Source organism: Pseudoalteromonas sp. ATL1 (assembly GCF_058933015.1).
Window position 1 is genome coordinate 1,933,541 of sequence record NZ_JBZYXL010000001.1, and the last position, 17,218, is coordinate 1,950,758.

Annotated in this window: 16 protein-coding genes; 10 read left to right on the forward strand and 6 right to left on the reverse strand. The window is 42.9% G+C overall.

What is annotated here, in order from left to right; translation table 11 throughout:
• Positions 1 to 109: 109 nt before the first annotated feature.
• The 5 genes from AC5FX4_RS08715 (at position 110) to AC5FX4_RS08735 (ending at position 7,573) form a co-directional block, all read left to right on the forward strand.
• The gene (locus AC5FX4_RS08715) at positions 110 to 1,741 is read left to right on the forward strand and encodes a flagellar assembly protein A (RefSeq protein WP_493606045.1); all 1,632 of its coding nucleotides are present in this window, start codon (positions 110 to 112) and stop codon (positions 1,739 to 1,741) included.
• A 370-nt stretch (positions 1,742 to 2,111) separates the two neighbouring features.
• Positions 2,112 to 3,965 carry a phosphogluconate dehydratase gene (gene edd, locus AC5FX4_RS08720; protein ID WP_493606046.1) on the forward strand — a complete coding sequence of 618 codons (1,854 nt, stop codon included), beginning with the start codon at positions 2,112 to 2,114 and terminating at the stop codon, positions 3,963 to 3,965.
• A gap of 26 nt (positions 3,966 to 3,991) precedes the next feature.
• Positions 3,992 to 4,612, forward strand: coding sequence for a bifunctional 4-hydroxy-2-oxoglutarate aldolase/2-dehydro-3-deoxy-phosphogluconate aldolase (gene eda, locus AC5FX4_RS08725; RefSeq protein WP_493606047.1), 621 nt, complete (start codon positions 3,992 to 3,994; stop codon positions 4,610 to 4,612).
• 16 nt (positions 4,613 to 4,628) lie between these two features.
• Positions 4,629 to 5,633: a type I glyceraldehyde-3-phosphate dehydrogenase gene (gene gap / locus AC5FX4_RS08730; RefSeq protein ID WP_493607793.1), complete on the forward strand. Its 1,005-nt coding sequence runs from the start codon at positions 4,629 to 4,631 to the stop codon at positions 5,631 to 5,633.
• 221 nt (positions 5,634 to 5,854) lie between these two features.
• Positions 5,855 to 7,573, forward strand: coding sequence for a tetratricopeptide repeat protein (locus tag AC5FX4_RS08735; RefSeq protein WP_493606048.1), 1,719 nt, complete (start codon positions 5,855 to 5,857; stop codon positions 7,571 to 7,573).
• A 29-nt stretch (positions 7,574 to 7,602) separates the two neighbouring features.
• On the opposite strand, the gene rnt is transcribed toward AC5FX4_RS08735, so the two are convergent.
• Positions 7,603 to 8,259, reverse strand: a complete 657-nt coding sequence (gene rnt, locus AC5FX4_RS08740) for a ribonuclease T (RefSeq protein ID WP_493606049.1) — start codon at positions 8,257 to 8,259, stop codon at positions 7,603 to 7,605.
• 197 nt (positions 8,260 to 8,456) lie between these two features.
• On the opposite strand from rnt, the gene AC5FX4_RS08745 reads away from it, so the two are divergent.
• Complete coding sequence (locus AC5FX4_RS08745; protein ID WP_493607794.1) at positions 8,457 to 9,293, forward strand: OmpA family protein; 837 nt, start codon at positions 8,457 to 8,459, stop codon at positions 9,291 to 9,293.
• Positions 9,294 to 9,371: 78 nt separating this feature from the next.
• On the opposite strand, the gene mnmC is transcribed toward AC5FX4_RS08745, so the two are convergent.
• Positions 9,372 to 11,357, reverse strand: coding sequence for a bifunctional tRNA (5-methylaminomethyl-2-thiouridine)(34)-methyltransferase MnmC2/FAD-dependent 5-carboxymethylaminomethyl-2-thiouridine(34) oxidoreductase MnmC1 (mnmC, locus tag AC5FX4_RS08750; protein WP_493606050.1), 1,986 nt, complete (start codon positions 11,355 to 11,357; stop codon positions 9,372 to 9,374).
• 179 nt (positions 11,358 to 11,536) lie between these two features.
• Between mnmC and fabB the strand changes: the two genes are divergently transcribed.
• Entirely contained in the window at positions 11,537 to 12,751 is a 1,215-nt protein-coding gene (fabB, locus tag AC5FX4_RS08755) for a beta-ketoacyl-ACP synthase I (RefSeq protein WP_493606051.1), read from the forward strand.
• Positions 12,752 to 12,833: 82 nt separating this feature from the next.
• Here the strand turns inward: fabB and smpB are convergent, their stop codons facing one another.
• Positions 12,834 to 13,316, reverse strand: coding sequence for an SsrA-binding protein SmpB (gene smpB, locus AC5FX4_RS08760; protein WP_070984725.1), 483 nt, complete (start codon positions 13,314 to 13,316; stop codon positions 12,834 to 12,836).
• A gap of 140 nt (positions 13,317 to 13,456) precedes the next feature.
• Between smpB and AC5FX4_RS08765 the strand changes: the two genes are divergently transcribed.
• Entirely contained in the window at positions 13,457 to 13,891 is a 435-nt protein-coding gene (locus AC5FX4_RS08765) for a type II toxin-antitoxin system RatA family toxin (RefSeq protein ID WP_493606052.1), read from the forward strand.
• Positions 13,891 to 14,211 (forward strand): RnfH family protein, encoded by a 321-nt coding sequence (locus tag AC5FX4_RS08770; RefSeq protein ID WP_493606053.1) that lies wholly within the window; start codon positions 13,891 to 13,893, stop codon positions 14,209 to 14,211. Before AC5FX4_RS08765 ends, AC5FX4_RS08770 begins: the two co-directional genes overlap by 1 nt.
• A 61-nt stretch (positions 14,212 to 14,272) precedes the next feature.
• Here the strand turns inward: AC5FX4_RS08770 and AC5FX4_RS08775 are convergent, their stop codons facing one another.
• Positions 14,273 to 14,632 carry an outer membrane protein assembly factor BamE gene (locus tag AC5FX4_RS08775; RefSeq protein WP_493606054.1) on the reverse strand — a complete coding sequence of 120 codons (360 nt, stop codon included), beginning with the start codon at positions 14,630 to 14,632 and terminating at the stop codon, positions 14,273 to 14,275.
• Positions 14,633 to 14,751: 119 nt separating this feature from the next.
• Here AC5FX4_RS08775 and AC5FX4_RS08780 point away from each other — a divergent pair, with 119 nt between their 5' ends.
• A complete protein-coding gene (locus AC5FX4_RS08780) occupies positions 14,752 to 15,072 on the forward strand; it encodes a GIY-YIG nuclease family protein (RefSeq protein WP_493606055.1) in 321 nt (106 codons plus the stop codon).
• Here the strand turns inward: AC5FX4_RS08780 and AC5FX4_RS08785 are convergent.
• Together AC5FX4_RS08785 and AC5FX4_RS08790 are read right to left on the reverse strand one after the other, a co-directional pair.
• A complete protein-coding gene (locus AC5FX4_RS08785; RefSeq protein WP_493606056.1) occupies positions 15,000 to 15,938 on the reverse strand; it encodes a M28 family peptidase in 939 nt (312 codons plus the stop codon). The two genes, AC5FX4_RS08780 and AC5FX4_RS08785, sit on opposite strands and share 73 nt — an antisense overlap.
• The gene (locus AC5FX4_RS08790) at positions 15,880 to 17,058 is read right to left on the reverse strand and encodes a tetratricopeptide repeat protein (RefSeq protein ID WP_493606057.1); all 1,179 of its coding nucleotides are present in this window, start codon (positions 17,056 to 17,058) and stop codon (positions 15,880 to 15,882) included. The genes AC5FX4_RS08785 and AC5FX4_RS08790 overlap by 59 nt, the downstream gene beginning before the upstream one ends.
• Positions 17,059 to 17,218 lie beyond the last annotated feature (160 nt).

Here is a 17,218-nt window from a genome sequence, read left to right on the forward strand (position 1 = left end):
TATGCTGATATACGAATATAGTGCTTAACATCCGAACAAGGTTATGCTCAAATGGAGAGGTTACGTTGTCAATAACAAAATGGATTTGTTTTTGTAGGATATAAAGTCGATGTCGTTATTTCGTTTTGATAAAGATATGGGCGCGGTTTATTTATTTTCGCACCCAGCAGAATCGGGCTTCCCCGCGAGCGCTTCACAGCTCGTTGAATTGCTTGAGCAATCTGAGTATGCCGATTTCGACATTATTCATGCAAATATAGGAAAATTATTCACCAGCAAAGATTCTGATAACGAATCTCTAGTCATAGCTATGGCGATTAGCGCCGATATTTCCATTCGTGTAGATGATAATAACATGGTTGCAGAGGCCAGAATTAGCACCGCGCGTGGTGGTAATATGGTAACAATGGACATGGCTTTGCAAGCGTTAAAAGACGCAGGCGTTAAACATGGCATTAACAAAACCGTGTTAGAAAAATTCTTAGCGCAGCAATTAGAGCTTCCTTCAGGCGAAGTTTATAGTGAGATTGTGGCGCATGGACGACGCGCGAAAAATGGCGATGATGCCAAATTTGTACGCTTGTGCATGACAGCGCAGGACAGAGTTCTGACCCCGCAAGAAAAAGACGGTGGTAAAGTCGATATGCGCGACTTAGGTGCCATCATTACCGTGAAACCCGGTGCACCCTTAATGAAGCGTATTCCGCCAACGAAAGGTGAAACCGGGTATACCGTATTTGGTGACGTACTTGAGCCAAAACCCGGTCGTGACTTCGAAATGCAAGTGCTTGAAGGTACTAAACTTGATGAGAATGACCCCAATATTTTAGTTGCCGACGCCAAAGGTGTGCCTGTTGCAGTGCCTCGCGGTATGCGTGTTGATGACGTACTTTGCTATCAAGATGTGGACGTAAGTACGGGTCATATTGAATTTGATGGCAGTGTGATCGTTAGCGGTGATGTAAAGGAAGGCATGCGCATAAAAGCCACGGGTGATATCACAGTGCTGGGTTTTGTTGAGTGTGCTTTTCTGGAAAGTGCCAGTGCAGTGACGGTTATCAAAGGTGCGATTGGTCGCAAGCGTGTGGATAATGACGCATTCTCATGTCATATCAAGTCAGCGCGCACGATTTCAATTGGCTATGCGCAATATACGCACATCGAAACTCAACAAGACTTGTTTATAGAGCGTCAAGCTTTGCATTGCGACCTTTCGGCGGGACGTTTGATCCGAGTCGGCAAAGGCGATTTACCCCGAGGTAAATTGATTGGTGGTAACGTACTTAATGCATTACGCATTGAAACAGGTGAGTTGGGTGCGCCATCAGGTACGAAAACCCGTATCGCGATTGCACAAAATTGGCATGAGCTAAAACAAAAGCAAAAAGAATTTAAGAGTTTTGAAAAACGTTTGAGCGATAAGGTGCTTGAACTATCAAGAGCGAAAGCAAAAGCATGTAAATCACCTCAATCAACACAAAGAGACGCGTTTTTAAAAAAACTTGAGGCGAGTGAGAAGCAACTCAGCATGCATTACAAGCGTAACCAGCGCAATATTAAATTAGTTCAACAAAAATTGTCTCGTTTACTTCATACTTGCCGAGTCAAAGTGAATGAATTAATGCATCCTGGCATTGAAGTCACGATAGCCAAAGACAGCAAGCAATTTACCCGTATTTATCCTCCTCACATGGTTAAATTGGACGAAGGTAAAATTACTCAAGAGTTTAATGCTCAGTAATTAGCATTATATTTTCTCAATATACAGGCTTGGTACATGTTCTTTTACAGCGGTATTTTCATTACCGCTTAATAACCAAGGCCCTAGCATAACCAGCAATACTTTTTCTGCTATTTCTTAGCAAAAATCAATTTAGGTCATTATTTGGTCATTTGTGTTTTTTAGTCTAATTTTATGGGTAAAGGTTGACACCGGTGTCATGGATGTGCGTTAATAAAGTGACACCGGTGTCAGGTTGGGGTGAGAGACAACCTGACAGCGTACCTTTGAACGGGTAAATCAAAATGTGCTCAGTGCAAAGATTGGAGTGGAGTCTTTGGTCGCGCTGAGCCTTTTTCCTCTAACCTATATAGAGAAATGAGTCGAATATATGTTGCATCCTCGAATTAAAGAAGTTACTGAACGTGTTATTGAGCGCAGCCAAGCAACACGCCAAGCCTATCTAGACCGCATAAATCAAGCAAAAAAACAAACGCGCGTACGAGCAGGCCTAGGATGCGGCAACATTGCACACGTCATGGCGGCGTGTTCAAGTGCAGATAAAGCAAGACTGAAAGAAGATGAGCAGCCAAATTTAGCTATCATCAATGCATACAACGATATGCTTTCAGCCCATGTTCCATACAAAGAATATCCTGATTTAATCAAACAAATTGCCCAAAAATACGATGCGACTGCGCAAGTGGCCGGTGGTGTACCTGCGATGTGTGATGGTGTAACGCAAGGACGTGATGGTATGGAGTTGTCGTTGTTTTCTCGCGACGTGATCGCCATGTCGACGGCCATTTCATTGTCTCACGACGTATTTGATGGCGTATTTTGTTTAGGCGTGTGTGACAAAATTGTCCCAGGTCTTTTAATTGGAGCCTTGTCTTTCGGCCACTTACCTGTGTACTTTTTACCTGCTGGTCCAATGCAGTCGGGCATTCCAAATAAAGAAAAAGCACGCGTTCGCCAAAAGTTTGCACAAGGCTTAGTCAGCCGTGAAGAATTGCTTGAAGCGGAAAGTGCGTCTTATCACAGTGCAGGTACTTGTACGTTTTACGGTACTGCGAACTCGAATCAAATGTTGATGGAAATTATGGGCTTGCACCTTCCAGGTAGCTCGTTTATTAACCCATACACTGAATTAAGAGATGGTTTAACTGGTAATGCAGTTGAGCATATGCTCAAAGAGTTAACTCAAAATCAAAACGTTAATTGCCTTGCCGATGTAGTGAGTGAGAAAACGGTGATTAACGGCTTAGTTGGCTTATTAGCAACCGGTGGTTCGACGAACCATGCGATTCACTTAGTTGCCATGGCGAAAGCAGCAGGCGTACTAATTAACTGGAAAGACATGGCTGACTTGTCTGAAGTAGTGCCATTACTGACGCGTATTTACCCCAACGGCTCTGCGGATGTTAACCATTTTCAAGCCGCTGGTGGTATGGGCTTCTTAATGCGAGAGCTGCGCGATGCAGGTTACCTGCACAATGACGTAAAAACGATTGTTGGTGAAGGCCTTGATGCGTATACCCAAGAGCCGAGGCTAGCCAATGATGCCAATGTCATCATGACTGACAGCACTGGCCCAAGCAAAGTGACATGGATAGCATGTCCAGAAAACTCGCTAGATGAAGAAGTATTACGCCCAGTCAGCAATCCATTTAGCAAACAAGGTGGCTTGCAATTATTAACCGGTAACTTGGGTAAAGCGGTTATTAAGGTATCAGCAGTACAAGAACAGCATCGCGTTGTGAGTGCGCCAGCGAAGGTGTTTAGCTCTCAAAGTGCATTGCAAGATGCGTTTGCAAGAGGTGAGCTGAATCAAGATTTCATCGCGGTTATCAAAGAGCAAGGCCCTAAGGCCAAAGGCATGCCAGAGCTACATAAATTGACACCGGTCATGGCAACGCTACAAGACCAAGGTTATAAAGTGGCTATCGTGACTGATGGCCGAATGTCGGGCGCTTCAGGTAAAGTGCCAGCGGCGATTCACTTAGCGCCAGAAGCGGTGGAAGGCGGCATTATCGCGAAGATCCATGATGGTGACTTAATCACCTTAGATGCACCAGCGGGTGTGTTGAAGGTACATGTGTCGGATGAAGAAATTGCATCGCGCGATGCGCAGCTTTCTCAAAGTGGTATGACTTACGGTACCGGCCGTGAGCTGTTTACCGGATTTAGAAATATTGTTAGCAGTGCAGACCTAGGCGCAAGCGCCTTTGGTTTAGAAGAATAATACAAGCATTGGGAATGAGGACGAATATGAGTATTGAACAAATTTTATCATCAGCACCAGTTGTTCCAGTGGTTGTGATTGATAACTTAGAAGACGCCGCACCTTTAGCACAAGCATTATACAACGGTGGCCTAAAAGCATTAGAAATTACTTTACGTACACCTGTAGCTGCGCAAGCGGTAAAAATCATGAAAGAAACCGTGCCAGAGGCTTATGTAGGCACGGGGACTGTGGTTGATAAAGCCACATTTGAAGCGTCAGTAGCCGCTGGTGCCGACTTTATGGTGAGCCCGGGCATTAACGATGAACTTTTAGCATTAGCGAAAGCGTCGGATATTCCGTTTTTACCTGGTGCGGCAACGCCCAGTGAAGTGATGAAACTCGCTTCGCATGGTTTTAAATATTTGAAATTCTTCCCAGCAGAGGCTGCCGGTGGTGTGCCAATGCTTAAATCAATTGGTGGGCCGTTGCCGCAGGTAACGTTTTGTCCAACTGGTGGGATCACACTAGAAAGTGCGCCTAAATACTTGGCGCTTAACAACGTAATTTGTGTTGGCGGAACCTGGATGCTTGATAAACAGCTTATCGCTAACAAAGACTGGCAAGCCATTGAAGCGCTTGCAAAACAAGCAAGTGAAGTTAAATAATCAAGGGGATAGCATCATGATCAATATCGCAATTAATGGCTATGGACGTATCGGTCGCAATGTTTTACGAGCGCTTTATGAGTCAGGCCAAAACGAACAGATTCGCATCGTTGCCATCAACGATTTAGCACCAGCAAACGTAAATGCACATTTAACACAGTTTGATTCAGTGCATGGTCGTTTTAATCAAACTGTTTCTTTACATGACACAACCTTAGTTGTGGGTAACGATGAAATTACACTAACGCAAGAGCGTGATCCTGCAAACTTGCCTTGGAAAGCTTTGAACGTCGATATCGTTTTAGAATGTACAGGCTTGTTCACATCACGCGAAGCGGCGTCAAAGCACATTGAAGCGGGCGCTAAAAAAGTAATCGTATCAGCACCAGGTACTGATATGGACGCGACTGTTGTGTACGGTGTAAACAGCGAGGTGTTGAACGCACAAAGCAATATTATCTCAAATGCATCATGTACAACAAACTGCTTAGCGCCAATTGCTAAAGCACTAAACGATGTGATTGGTATCGAACAAGGCAGCATGACAACCATTCATGCTTATACAAATGACCAAAACCTATGTGATGTGTATCACAAAGATTTATACCGCGCGCGTAGTGCAACGCAGTCAATGATCCCAACTAAAACGGGCGCTGCAAAAGCGGTTGGCCTAGTTTTACCAGAGTTAGACGGCAAGCTAGACGGCATGGCGGTACGCGTACCAACCATCAACGTCTCTTTGGTTGATTTAACGTTCGTCGCTAAGCGTGACACCACGATTGCAGAAGTAAACCAAGTGGTAAAAGCTGCATCTGAGGGCTCAATGGCAGGTATTCTTGAGTACAACGAACTGCCTTTAGTATCGGTTGATTTCAACCACAACCCAGCTTCATCAGTATTTGACGCGTCACAAACTAAAGCGGATGGCAAACTTGTCAAAGTAATGGCTTGGTACGATAACGAATGGGGCTTCTCAAACCGTATGATTGACCAAGTAAAAGCGCTAGGTCAGTTTTTGTAATTGATACGTTAAAGCATAAAAATTTAAAAAAGCCGCTGTTTAGCGGCTTTTTTGTTATGGCTAGTGTAGAAATTATTTGTCCCTGTTACATGGATTTTTGAAGTGCTATTATGAGCGCCTTTTTCTGAATAGTGGTTAGGCTAGTGGTGCACAGAAGTTTTTATACAACGTTTATATTCCTAATTTTGTTTTTAATATCGAGCTGTGCTTCGACGACGTCTATGGAAGCTGATAAAAAAACTGACTTCACGCGATTAATTGATCAATATAAGGACGCGAGTCGAGCTGTTTCTTACAAAACGCTTTTTGATGCATATTTAGAATCGGATTTAATTCATTCAAGAGATGAGCTGAATAAAGAATACCAAGCTCAATTAGACGCTGTTGTTCGTGGAGAGCTTGAGTGCGACAAAGTCGACTGGCATTTTTACACGACAAATAATTTTTTCTCGATCAAACCACACTTATCAGCCCAATCCTGTTTTGAAGCAACAGGGCATCTAGAACTCGCAAAGTATCACGAAAAAGCAATTAAGTTCATCAAAGAAGGGATTTTAGATAGTGGTGTCGGAGATCAATCATATTCTTCGTATGAAGTGTTGAGTTGGACTGATGCTTTTGATTTTTTGGAGGAATCTGATTATGAAGTGGTTGATATTTATTCCAAGTCATTTACGGGAAGCCTAGCTCTCTATTTACAGGTTGTCGTAAATGAGCCACAGACAGGGCTACAAAAAGAACTTAGTTTTGATAATAATCGATTGCTACACCGAATATTAGAAATTCCATTTCCCTTTGCGGCGCTAAATAAAAGCCTTGAGCTGAAAGTTGTAGACCCTCTATCAAAAGATGACTCTATTATAAAAATGTCAAAAGCGGGCGAGCTTGCAGAACAAGAACAATGGCAAGAAGCAGCTTCACTTTTTGAAGATGTAGCACAGCGAGATAGTGCAGTAGCTAACTATAAGTTGGGTTTGATTTGTTTGAAAGGCGTTGCGGAAAATGTGCTCTCAAAAAGTTGTGAAGAGTATGCGATGGCAAGCGCAAACCAAGGATTAATAGATGGTTACATCTTGCAAATTTACATGTATGGAAATGGCTTAACGGTTGACAAAAACCTCACTAAATCTAAAGAAGCTTTTCGGTTAGCGCAGCAAGGAAGTTCAGTTAATGACATTTGGTACAGACTTGCCACTGTCGATTATATTGTTGACGGAAATCGTAAAGAATACTACCTAAAAAAAGCAGCAGAGGCAGGTAACCTAGATGCTCAATATAGAATAATATTAACGGATTCAAAAAATAATGATCCAGAACAAGCGCACAAAATAATCAACACACTTACAAAGCTAGCTGAACAAGGCCATATGCCTTCTCAACTGAAGCTTGCACGAAAATTACTTTGGGATGAAAAAGGGGAAGAAAGAGTACGTGAACAAGCATATTATTGGATAGAGCAAGCGGTTAAATCGCAGCATCCCGATGCGTATTATCTTAAAGGTGAAGCATTTGAATATGGCTATTTTGCTAAAGCTGATTATGTTGCTGCTTTTGAACAATATGAAAAAGCGGCGTATAAACTTTTCCCTAGTGCACAGTGGAAATTAGGACAATATTACTTTCATGGCATTTCGCCAGCCAAAGAATCTGATGAGATTGCTGTAGCTTGGTATGGGATGTGTGCACTTTCAAAACTAGCCAAATGCCAATATAGTTTGGGTCGATACTTTAAATATGTTGCGCGAAATTATGATAGAGCTCGCTATTACTTTGAATTGGCGACTCAGCAAAACCATCTTAAAAGTGAGTTTGAACTGGCTCTGCTGTATGAGTTCGGAGACGGTGTACAGGTTGATAAGGCTCGTGCTAGAAAACTCTATGAGGGTTTATGTCAACGCAATTTAGCTAAAGCATGTGAAGCACTTTCAACTAAAAAATAGAAAGTGCTTTTGATACTACTGAAACGTAATTACTCTGTAGTGTCCTCTTGCTCTGGTTTAGGCAACGGCCATCCGCCAAGTGCTTGCCATTTGTTGACGATATGACAAAACAATTCCGCGGTGCGTTCAGTATCGTATAACGCAGAGTGCGCTTGTGCGTTATCAAACTCAATTCCTGCGGTACGGCACGCTTTTGCAAGTACCGTTTGACCTAGCGCAAGGCCTGCCAATGAGGTTGTATCAAAGCTCACAAATGGGTGAAATGGCGTGCGCTTAATATTGTTACGCTCAATTGCGGCATTTAAAAAGCCGTGGTCAAATGCCGCATTGTGGGCAACCACAACCGAGCGTGAACAGCCGGCCGCTTTTTGTGTTTTTCTGACCATTTTACAAATGTCTTTAATGGCATCAGCTTCTGCCACAGCACCTCTAAGAGGAGAAAATGGGTCTATACCATTGAATTCGATGGCAGATTGCTCAATGTTTGCGCCTTCAAATGGCTCAACATGAAAATGTATGGTTTGGTCCAAACTAAGTATGCCGTCATCATCCATTTTTAAGGTAGTAACAGCGATTTCTAGGAGGGCATCTGTATCTTTATTAAAGCCTGCGGTTTCCACGTCGATAACTACAGGAAAGAAACCACGAAAACGTTTCGAGTATAGAGTTTGCTCTTGATCTGCCATAATCTTATAGGTTGCTAAATTTCAGCCGCCTATTATACAAGGTGAGCGTAAATAAGCGAATCGGAGTTTAGTCTTGCATGCCTTACCAAGGCATGATTATTGCATTTTAAGACTGAGTTGTGGGCCACGACAAAAAGTTGGCAAAGCGGAGTAGGGTTGTGAGTACAAAAGGTTATTTATTAACAATAAGTTTGCTGATGATTGCAATGAGCCAAGCGCATGCGGCAATGCGGCAATATAGCGCCGATGCCGATATGTCAAATTGGACTTTGCAAAAGAACAAGCGCCTTGAGTGTACGCTACACCATGAAGTGCCTTATTACGGTGATGCGATTTTCTCGGTTGCAGCAAGTAAAAATAAGGATCTAACATTCAATCTTGATATGGTTGTAAGGCCAGAAACTTATGATTTTGCTGGCTTGCAATCTGTACCACCTGTATGGCGAGCGGGCATTCCGGCAAGAGACATAGGTAAAATGCAACTGCTCAAAAAATTTGACGGTGAGCTTGATAATCAACTGTCTTGGGAGATGTTAAGTGAATTGGAAAAGGGCTATTTTCCCACATTTTATTATAAAGATTGGCAAAATAGCCAAGACCAAATTTCGGTTGCGCTTTCGTCAGTCAATTTTAAACAAGCGTATTGGGCCTTTTTACAATGCCGAGACGAGCTGCTTGCATATAGCTTTGAAGACATAGCCTTTACAGTGATGAACTACAAAAAGAACTCTAGCGAACTCACTAAATCGTCTAGAAAACGTTTGGATATGATTGGTGAATATTTAAATAATGATGCCAATATCGAGTCCATTTATATTTCAGCGTACACTGATAGTCATGGTGGGCGTTGGACTAATATGGAGCTGTCGAGAAAGCGTGCGCAGGCAATAAAAGATTATATGACCAGTAAAGGCGTAGAGACTGACCGAATAGTAACAGAAGGATTTGGTGAGAAACGCCATGTGGCACCAAATGACAATGCAATTGGTCGAAACCGAAACCGTCGAGTTGTTATTCAAATTTCTAGACCTTAAGCTTACAAGTGTTCGCTTAAAAAAAAGAGCCACAACAAAATGTGGCTTTTTTATTGCTTAAAATTGAAAGATTAGAGCTTAAACTTTATTTCGGATCAAATCTCGTACCACGAACCTATTTGGGTGAAGTGCTTGATGCACTCGCTCGCTGTATGGGCGAGGCTCATTGCATAAGCTGGCAACTAAATGTTCTGTTGTCAGTGGGGCGCTACACAGTCCTCGAGCCCCGAAACCTGTGACCACATGCAAACCTTTGTTAGGTTGTGTCAGCGTGCCAAAACCATAGTGCTTTCCTTTGCGCAAATTTGCGTAAGCGGTTGTTAGGTCGTCAAACTCTGGCACTTGACCTAGCATGGGGAGGTGATCCGCAAAACAGCATCGTACCGCAGCTTTCGCATCCGTGATAGCACCTAGCGATTGCGCAAATTCACTTTCAGCGTAAAACTTATTGAGCTGATTTCGGTTGGTTTCGTTGTCTTGCTCTTTGACTGTTTTGCTTTTGGTGTCCTTCTCAAATGTAGCGCCCATACAATGCAAGCCATTGTCCGCTGGTGTGAAATAGCCTTTGTGACAAATCACCGTTTTTAGCTTGGACGATGTGTCGGAACTTTCAACATGTGACACCTGTCCTCTAACGCCCTGTATCGGTAGCGATTGCGTTTGTTCAAAGCGGTCGCTATGTTCTCCTGCGCAAATAAACACATCGCTGAACGGACCAAAACGTTGTTGCTCACTGTGCAGTATCCAACCTTGGTCAGTTTTGTCTAACTTATCAATATCGGTATTTAGATGGATATCTAGATTGTGTTGCTGGTTGGCTGCATCATAAACAGCTTGGGTAAGTTGTGCTGGGTTCACCCATCCCGCTTCTGGAATAAATAAGCCTGGATAGGGGAGGTCAACGCCTGCAGCTTCACTGGCAGATTGACTATCAAGCGGTGTAATGAGAGCACTTGGCCATACCCCTTTGCTGACGAAGTTTTTTTGGATGGTTTGCTTTTTGTCGTTGACTGCTTGGAGTAACACGCCACACCATTGATGATCATAATGAAAACCACCGGCAAGTATGTTTTGATAAAAGCGCTTAGCGTATAAAAAGCTGTGGGCGTAAAACTCGCTCGACGGGGTATGATCTGCTTGTAAGTTTGGATAAACAGCGCCTTGGCGGTTATGTGAAGCGCCTTTTGCAAGCGCCTCATCTTGGCAAAAAAGCGTACTCGTAATACCGCGTTTACTCAACTGGTATGCTAAGCAGGCACTGGCAATTCCGCCGCCGATGATAGCAACGTTATCGAGCTTTGTTGGTTCTACAGAGTAGTATCGTGGCGTATTGCAATACTCATTCGCGTGAGTGAAAGTACCTACCACCATTTCACGCTTTCTGCCATAGCCTTTGACCTTTTTACATTCAAACCCAGCTTGCTGCAATCCTCGTCGTACAAAACCTGCAGCAGTGAAGGTTGCGAATGTGGCGTTGTGTCGACTGAGATTCGCCATGGCATCAAACAAAGACTGTTGCCACATATCGGGGTTTTTACTTGGCGCAAAGCCATCTAAAAACCAAGCATCAACAAGGCCTTGGGATTGACAGCTGATCTGCGGAATTGAGTCATGTACGTCACCAAACCACAAGTCTAACGTAACTTGCCCATTGTCAAATTCAAGTCTATGGCAACCCGCCAATGCCATTGGGTATTGCGCGCATAGCTGCTGAGCATAATGCGCAAGTGTCGGCCATGCCGCTAATGCTTTGGTTAAATCCTCAAGGCTGATCGGATATTTTTCAAAAGAGATAAAGTGCAAACGAGGCACCGTTTGAGTTTGTTTAAGACAGTTGAATTGTTGCCAAGCGTTGAGAAAGTTTAGCCCAGTACCAAAACCTGTTTCTGCGATCACAAAGTGTTTTTGGTCATGATTTTGTAAGCGCGCGGCGATATGATTTTGGGTAAAAAAAACATAATGAGATTCGGCAAGGCCATCATCGTTCGAAAAGTAAACATCATCAAAGTCATCGGCTACAGGCGTGCCCATGTCATTGAAGTGAATTTGTGCATTCTTGATCATAAAACAAAGTCAGTACGGCAAAAATATTTGCTATATTTTACGTGATTTAGATGTCTTCGTCCGTTGTAATTTTTGCAAAATTAATTCAGAGTACGTGTGTACGCTGGAAAGCTGACCACTTAGTTGTTGATTTCAGCGTAGAATAGCAGCAATAAAGTAAAGACTAAGGGAATTTACCCATGAGAAGAGCCGTTATTACGGGGATCGGTGTTGTTTCTAGCATCGGTAACAACAAGCAAGAAGTACTAGAGTCACTAAAATCAGGCAAAAGCGGTATTGTATTTAATCAAGAATTTGCTGACATGAAGATGCGTAGTCACGTATCTGGCAACATTGACATTGATGTTGCTCAATTTGTTGACCGTAAAGCACTGCGCTTTATGGGCGATGCGGCAGCGTTCGCATATATTTCAATGGCTCAAGCAATCGAAGATGCTGGCCTAACAGAAGAGCAAGTTTCAAATGAGCGTACGGGCCTTATCGTTGGCTCTGGTGGCGCGTCATCAAAAAACCAAGTAGAAGCAGCAGATATTTTGCGCGAAAAAGGCGTAAAACGTGTTGGACCTTATATGGTTCCTCGTACGATGGGTAGTACGGCATCAGCGTGCTTAGCAACACCTTTTAAAATTAAAGGCGTGAACTATTCAATTAGTTCAGCATGTGCCACATCTGCACATTGTATTGGTAATGCCGTTGAACAAATCCAGCTAGGTAAGCAAGATGTGATTTTTGCAGGTGGTGGTGAAGAGCTTCACTGGACCTTAGCGATGGAATTTGACGCGATGGGCGCGTTGTCTACCAAGTATAATGAAACGCCAGAAAAGGCATCACGTACTTATGATGCAAATCGTGATGGTTTTGTGATCTCTGGTGGTGGCGGTATCGTGGTTGTTGAAGAACTAGAGCATGCCCTTGCGCGTGGTGCGCACATCTATGCTGAAATTATTGGTTACGGCGCGAATTCGGATGGTTACGACATGGTTGCCCCATCGGGTGAAGGTGCAGTGCGTTGTATGAAACAAGCGCTTGAAGGTGTTCAAGGCCCGGTAGATTACCTAAACACGCACGGTACTTCTACGCCAGTAGGTGACGTGAAAGAGCTGGGTGCAATCCAAGAGTTGTTTGCTGATAACTCGCCTGCGATCAGTGCAACTAAAGCAATGACCGGTCACGCACTGGGTGCTGCTGGCGTTCATGAAGCGATTTTCTCGTTACTTATGCTTGAAAATAACTTTGTTGCACCATCTATCAACATTGATGAGCTGGATGAACAAGCAAAAGGCTTAGACATTGTGACTGAGCGTCGTGATGTTGAGCTTAACACAGTGATGTCAAACAGCTTTGGTTTTGGTGGTACTAACGCAACGTTAGTCATGCAAAAGTACAAAGGCTAATTGTCACACCTGATTGAGGCCTCGCATTAGCGGGGCTTTTTACGTTTTTGGTATAAATAAAAAGCCTCAATTGAGGCTTTTTTTATCGGGCTTTGTGTTTCATCAAACGTTCTTTTTCTCTCGACCAATCTTTCTCTTTGGTATCAGCACGTTTGTCATGCATTTTCTTACCTTTGGCCAAATGAAATTCGAGCTTAACCCAGCACTTCTTCCAGTACATGGCAGTGGCTATCAGTGAATAACCTTCACGTTCGGTAGCACCAACTAATCGGTCAATCTCACGTTTGTTGAGCAACAGCTTACGGTAGCGCATTGGGTCGCAAATCACGTGCGTGGAGGCGCTATTAAGTGGTTGAATTTGACTGCCAAGCAAAAATGCTTCGCCATCTTTTAGGTGAATATAAGTATCAGAAATATTAACCTTACCAGCTCGGATGCTTTTAACTTCCCAGCCTTGAAGTTCAATACCTGCTTCGAATTTATCGTTTAAAAAATACTCGTGACGCGCCTTTTTATTAAGCGCGATAGTATTGCTTGTTGATTTTGATGATTTTTTCTTTGCCATAATGGCTTAGTTTACCTAGAAAAGAGGGTGGAAAACAGCGCTTTTTTTATTTTACCGCTTATTTTCGCTTACACAGGGAATGCACACAAGATAATTCTTGAAAAGCTTGCTAAAATCGGCGCAAATGAATTGGAGTAACTATGCCACAAATAGAAAAAAGTGCGTTGGTGATGTATAGCACCCAAGAAATGTTTGATTTGGTTAATGATGTGGACGCGTATCCGGCTTTTTTACCACATTGTTCAAATGCGAAAATAATTCAAGCAAATGCCGATAACATGACCGCGAGTTTAGAAATTTCCAAAGCCGGTCTTAAAAAATGGTTTACTACCAAAAACAGCTTTGACGGCAACACAGTGCATATGCAGCTAGTTGACGGACCGTTTAAATCTTTACATGGCTATTGGCAATTTACCGAATTGGATGAACAAGCCTGTAAAGTAAGTTTGAAACTTGAATTTGAGTTTGCCAGTAAGCTCATCGAAATGGCTTTTGGAAAGGTATTCAACGAAGTTGCTAAGAGCATGGTTGCTGCGTTTACGCAACGTGCTAAAACCGTATACGGAGTTCGATAATGATTAAAGTGGAAGTTGTTTATGCAGTACCACACAAAGCAACGTGTCTACAGTTGGATGTCGCTGAAGGAACCTCGGCTGAACAAGTTGTGATGCAGTCAGGTATTTTAGATAAATGTCCTGATATTGACGCTACTGCACTCACCTTAGGCATTTGGAATCGCACAGTGAAAAATCATCAGGTGGTGAAAGAAGGGGACAGAATAGAAATTTATCGACCGCTGATCGCCGATCCAAAAGATGTTAGACGCCGCAGGGCTGAAAAGGCAAAAGAAGAAGGCCGAGCTAATAAGATAACGGGTGGGCGTCCGCTGAGCTAATTTACCACTTAAAGTAACAGAAATGAAAAAAGGGCCATATTGCCCTTTTTTTGAGTTTCACTTATTGATCAAGTGGCACGTTAAATTCGGCTGGCTGATCAAAGTCACCTGTAATTTTGCTTAGTTTGTCACCTTCAAAATGCACAGTAAGTGATTTACGTTGCTCAGATGGACGGTCAATGTTGAAAACATAGGCATAATGCCACTGTTGTTCGTTAAAAGCGTCTTTTGCGATTGGAGTGCCTAGTACGAACAAAACTTGCTCGCGAGTCATGTCGACACGTAGCTTATCTACATCTGACTGCTCTAAAAAGTTACCTTGTGGCACATTAATGCGATACACCCAGCTCGAGCAGCCAGATAACATCACAGTAATTAAAACAGCACTGAGCCATACAGAAAGGGATTTATTAGACAGCATGTATTTGTGTATCCTTATTTTGTGTTATTTGCATGATACTGATTAAGCGCAGAAGGTAAAGCTTCTTGTCGAACTTCGACCATGTAACAAGTAAAAAGTTTCCATTAAGAGTTTTTGATATGACAGCACAAGCCCAAAATCGAGCACCTTGGTTTATTTATATTATTGAGACTAAGCATGGCCATTGGTATACGGGCATAACCACTGATGTTGCTGCACGAGTTGCAGCACATTCCAGTGGTAAAGGTGCAAAAAACTTACGTGGTAAAGGTCCCTTAAAGCTTGTTTACAGCTATGAAGTGGGCGATAAGAGCCAAGCGAGTAAATTGGAGTGGCAGATAAAGAAACTGCCAAAAGCCAAAAAAGTTCAACTTGTTAATTTTGATGGACGCTCTAGCAACGAGACCATAAAGTCACTGATGAACATTACCACTTGTTGATATTTGTTAAAGTCCATCGCTTCAAGTGTATCTTTGACGCTATGATGATTTTTATCGTCTCCCATCCCAAAATAAAGATAGGGGATACCCGCGCGGTAAAATGCGTAGTGATCACTCGCTTTTAGCCAGTCGATGCGGTCATCTTTGAGTAAGCGTTGCATCCTTCTTGGTGAGCCGACTAATTTCAGCTTGAAGCTTTTGTTATCTAATTGGCCTAGCTGCTGAGTATATGGTTCCGCTGTTTTGGAATGCATAACATACAGGGTGTTTTTGCTGTTTATTGCCAGCATATCTAAATTGATATTGAGCGCATACTGGGTACTGTCACTGATCAGACTGGTATAATGTTTGGCCCCTAAAAGGCCTTTTTCTTCCGCGTCAGTTGCCACAAAAACCACGTCGTGTTGTCGGCGAATGTTTTTTAACCGTGTTGCAATAGCCACAAGCGCCGCTGTACCAGACGCATTGTCGTTGGCACCCGCATAAATTTTGCTGCCATTACGGCCTAAATGGTCATAATGGGCAGTGATCACAATTGTTTTACCACATGACATCATGTTGCATGGCAAACGGGCAATGACATTATGCCCCTTAGATTGTGTAAAAAAGCCAGATTTAAAATTAAAGCTTTGAAATTCGCTTTCGATGCCCAGCTGTTTGAAACGCTCGAAAAGGTATTGCGCGCTTTTGTTTGGTATTTCGCTTCCGGCTTCTCTGCCTGCGTGACTGACGCTTGTTAGCGCTTGCAAATCATCATAAAGCGGTTGTGACATCGCCATGGGCGATGCACAACATAAAACCGAGAAACTAATTTTTAGCCACAGCGTTAAGCCACTGTAGTTTGCCTTGATAGCGGTTGCGGTCATGCTCAAAATCTGAGTGCTCATAAGCTTTTGAAAGGTATTGTTTAGCGCGTTCATGGTCACCTTTTAAGAAATATACTTTAGCCATGCCAAAATAACTGTCATGTAACTTACTATCAAGATCTCTTGCTTTGCGAAAGTGTGATAACGCTTCTGTGAGATTGTTGTTATTGAGTGCTTCATTACCTTTGACGATTGAATAGTAAGGGTTGTTTTTACGTTTCTCATCTAAGCGCGCGATTATTTGCTCACCAGCCTCTACTCGGTTTGTCAATTTATATAAAATGGCTAGATTACCGAGTACATTGTTATTTTCTGGGTTGAGCGCCAGCGCTTGATTGTAGGTTTTCTCCGCTTGCTCATAAAACCCACCCATGCGGTAGAGGATCCCAAGATTGCCCCAAGCACCCGAATATAAAGGGTCAGCCTTCACTGCTTCATACAAGTAACTGTAGGCAAGGTCGCCTTTGCCACTGACGAGAGCCATTGCGCCTTTATTACTGTAAAACATCGACAAAATACGTTTTTTGCTAATGTTTGAGGTGTGGAAAAATTGGCGTCGGCTATTCGGATCGAAGTCTATTACTATCGACCGAGGGCGAGTGTACATCACTTGGCTGTTATCTATTGTTCGATTGGCTTCCGATACCACTAAATTGACGTGTCCAGTTAACAAGCTGTATCCCTGACTCTGATCCCAATACTCAGGAATATGAACACGCTGAAACTGAACGTTAAAGCCAAGGTACTTCGACATGCTATATGCCAATATGGAAAGCGATAAGCAATTCGCGTTTAAATTGTAATAGGCTTGTGAGGCGGTGAGGTTTGCATCAGATTGGTAAGACAGAGATGCTTCTCCGTTATCCACTAAAAATTGCATCAGCGCTTTGGTTTGACCTAGCTGTGGCGTATCTTTTCTAAAGTAGTTAGCCAGTTGAGATGTGATATCAGTATCTAGATAAAATACATCGTGTTCACTTTCTACGGCTTGGCGCTTGAAAGCGTTGTTTTCCGCGAGGCTTTCATCAACCAGCACAGAGTTTTGAGTGCTGTTACAACCCGTAATTGCAAGTGTGCTGACGAGTGTTGCATAACAAATTAAAAATCTAAATTTCAGCATAACTTATTTCCTGATACAGCTACATACACTTAGCATAGCCTATTTTTTGTGCCCGAAGCGCATTTAAAAGTTACAAATTATTTCATATCACTGGTAAAGCAGACCGCTTAAAGTGAAGAAATATTTCCTCGGTGCAGGAAAAAGTTGCACAGCAGATGGG

Bases quoted from the DNA above. Each gene is read 5' to 3' on its own strand.
- AC5FX4_RS08715 (WP_493606045.1), top strand. From the start codon at position 110: ATGTCGTTATTTCGTTTTGATAAAGATATGGGCGCGGTTTATTTATTT.
- edd (WP_493606046.1), top strand. From the start codon at position 2,112: ATGTTGCATCCTCGAATTAAAGAAGTTACTGAACGTGTTATTGAGCGC.
- eda (WP_493606047.1), top strand. From the start codon at position 3,992: ATGAGTATTGAACAAATTTTATCATCAGCACCAGTTGTTCCAGTGGTT.
- gap (WP_493607793.1), top strand. From the start codon at position 4,629: ATGATCAATATCGCAATTAATGGCTATGGACGTATCGGTCGCAATGTT.
- AC5FX4_RS08735 (WP_493606048.1), top strand. From the start codon at position 5,855: ATGGAAGCTGATAAAAAAACTGACTTCACGCGATTAATTGATCAATAT.
- rnt (WP_493606049.1), bottom strand. From the start codon at position 8,259: ATGGCAGATCAAGAGCAAACTCTATACTCGAAACGTTTTCGTGGTTTC.
- AC5FX4_RS08745 (WP_493607794.1), top strand. From the start codon at position 8,457: ATGATTGCAATGAGCCAAGCGCATGCGGCAATGCGGCAATATAGCGCC.
- mnmC (WP_493606050.1), bottom strand. From the start codon at position 11,357: ATGATCAAGAATGCACAAATTCACTTCAATGACATGGGCACGCCTGTA.
- fabB (WP_493606051.1), top strand. From the start codon at position 11,537: ATGAGAAGAGCCGTTATTACGGGGATCGGTGTTGTTTCTAGCATCGGT.
- smpB (WP_070984725.1), bottom strand. From the start codon at position 13,316: ATGGCAAAGAAAAAATCATCAAAATCAACAAGCAATACTATCGCGCTT.
- AC5FX4_RS08765 (WP_493606052.1), top strand. From the start codon at position 13,457: ATGCCACAAATAGAAAAAAGTGCGTTGGTGATGTATAGCACCCAAGAA.
- AC5FX4_RS08770 (WP_493606053.1), top strand. From the start codon at position 13,891: ATGATTAAAGTGGAAGTTGTTTATGCAGTACCACACAAAGCAACGTGT.
- AC5FX4_RS08775 (WP_493606054.1), bottom strand. From the start codon at position 14,632: ATGCTGTCTAATAAATCCCTTTCTGTATGGCTCAGTGCTGTTTTAATT.
- AC5FX4_RS08780 (WP_493606055.1), top strand. From the start codon at position 14,752: ATGACAGCACAAGCCCAAAATCGAGCACCTTGGTTTATTTATATTATT.
- AC5FX4_RS08785 (WP_493606056.1), bottom strand. From the start codon at position 15,938: ATGACCGCAACCGCTATCAAGGCAAACTACAGTGGCTTAACGCTGTGG.
- AC5FX4_RS08790 (WP_493606057.1), bottom strand. From the start codon at position 17,058: ATGCTGAAATTTAGATTTTTAATTTGTTATGCAACACTCGTCAGCACA.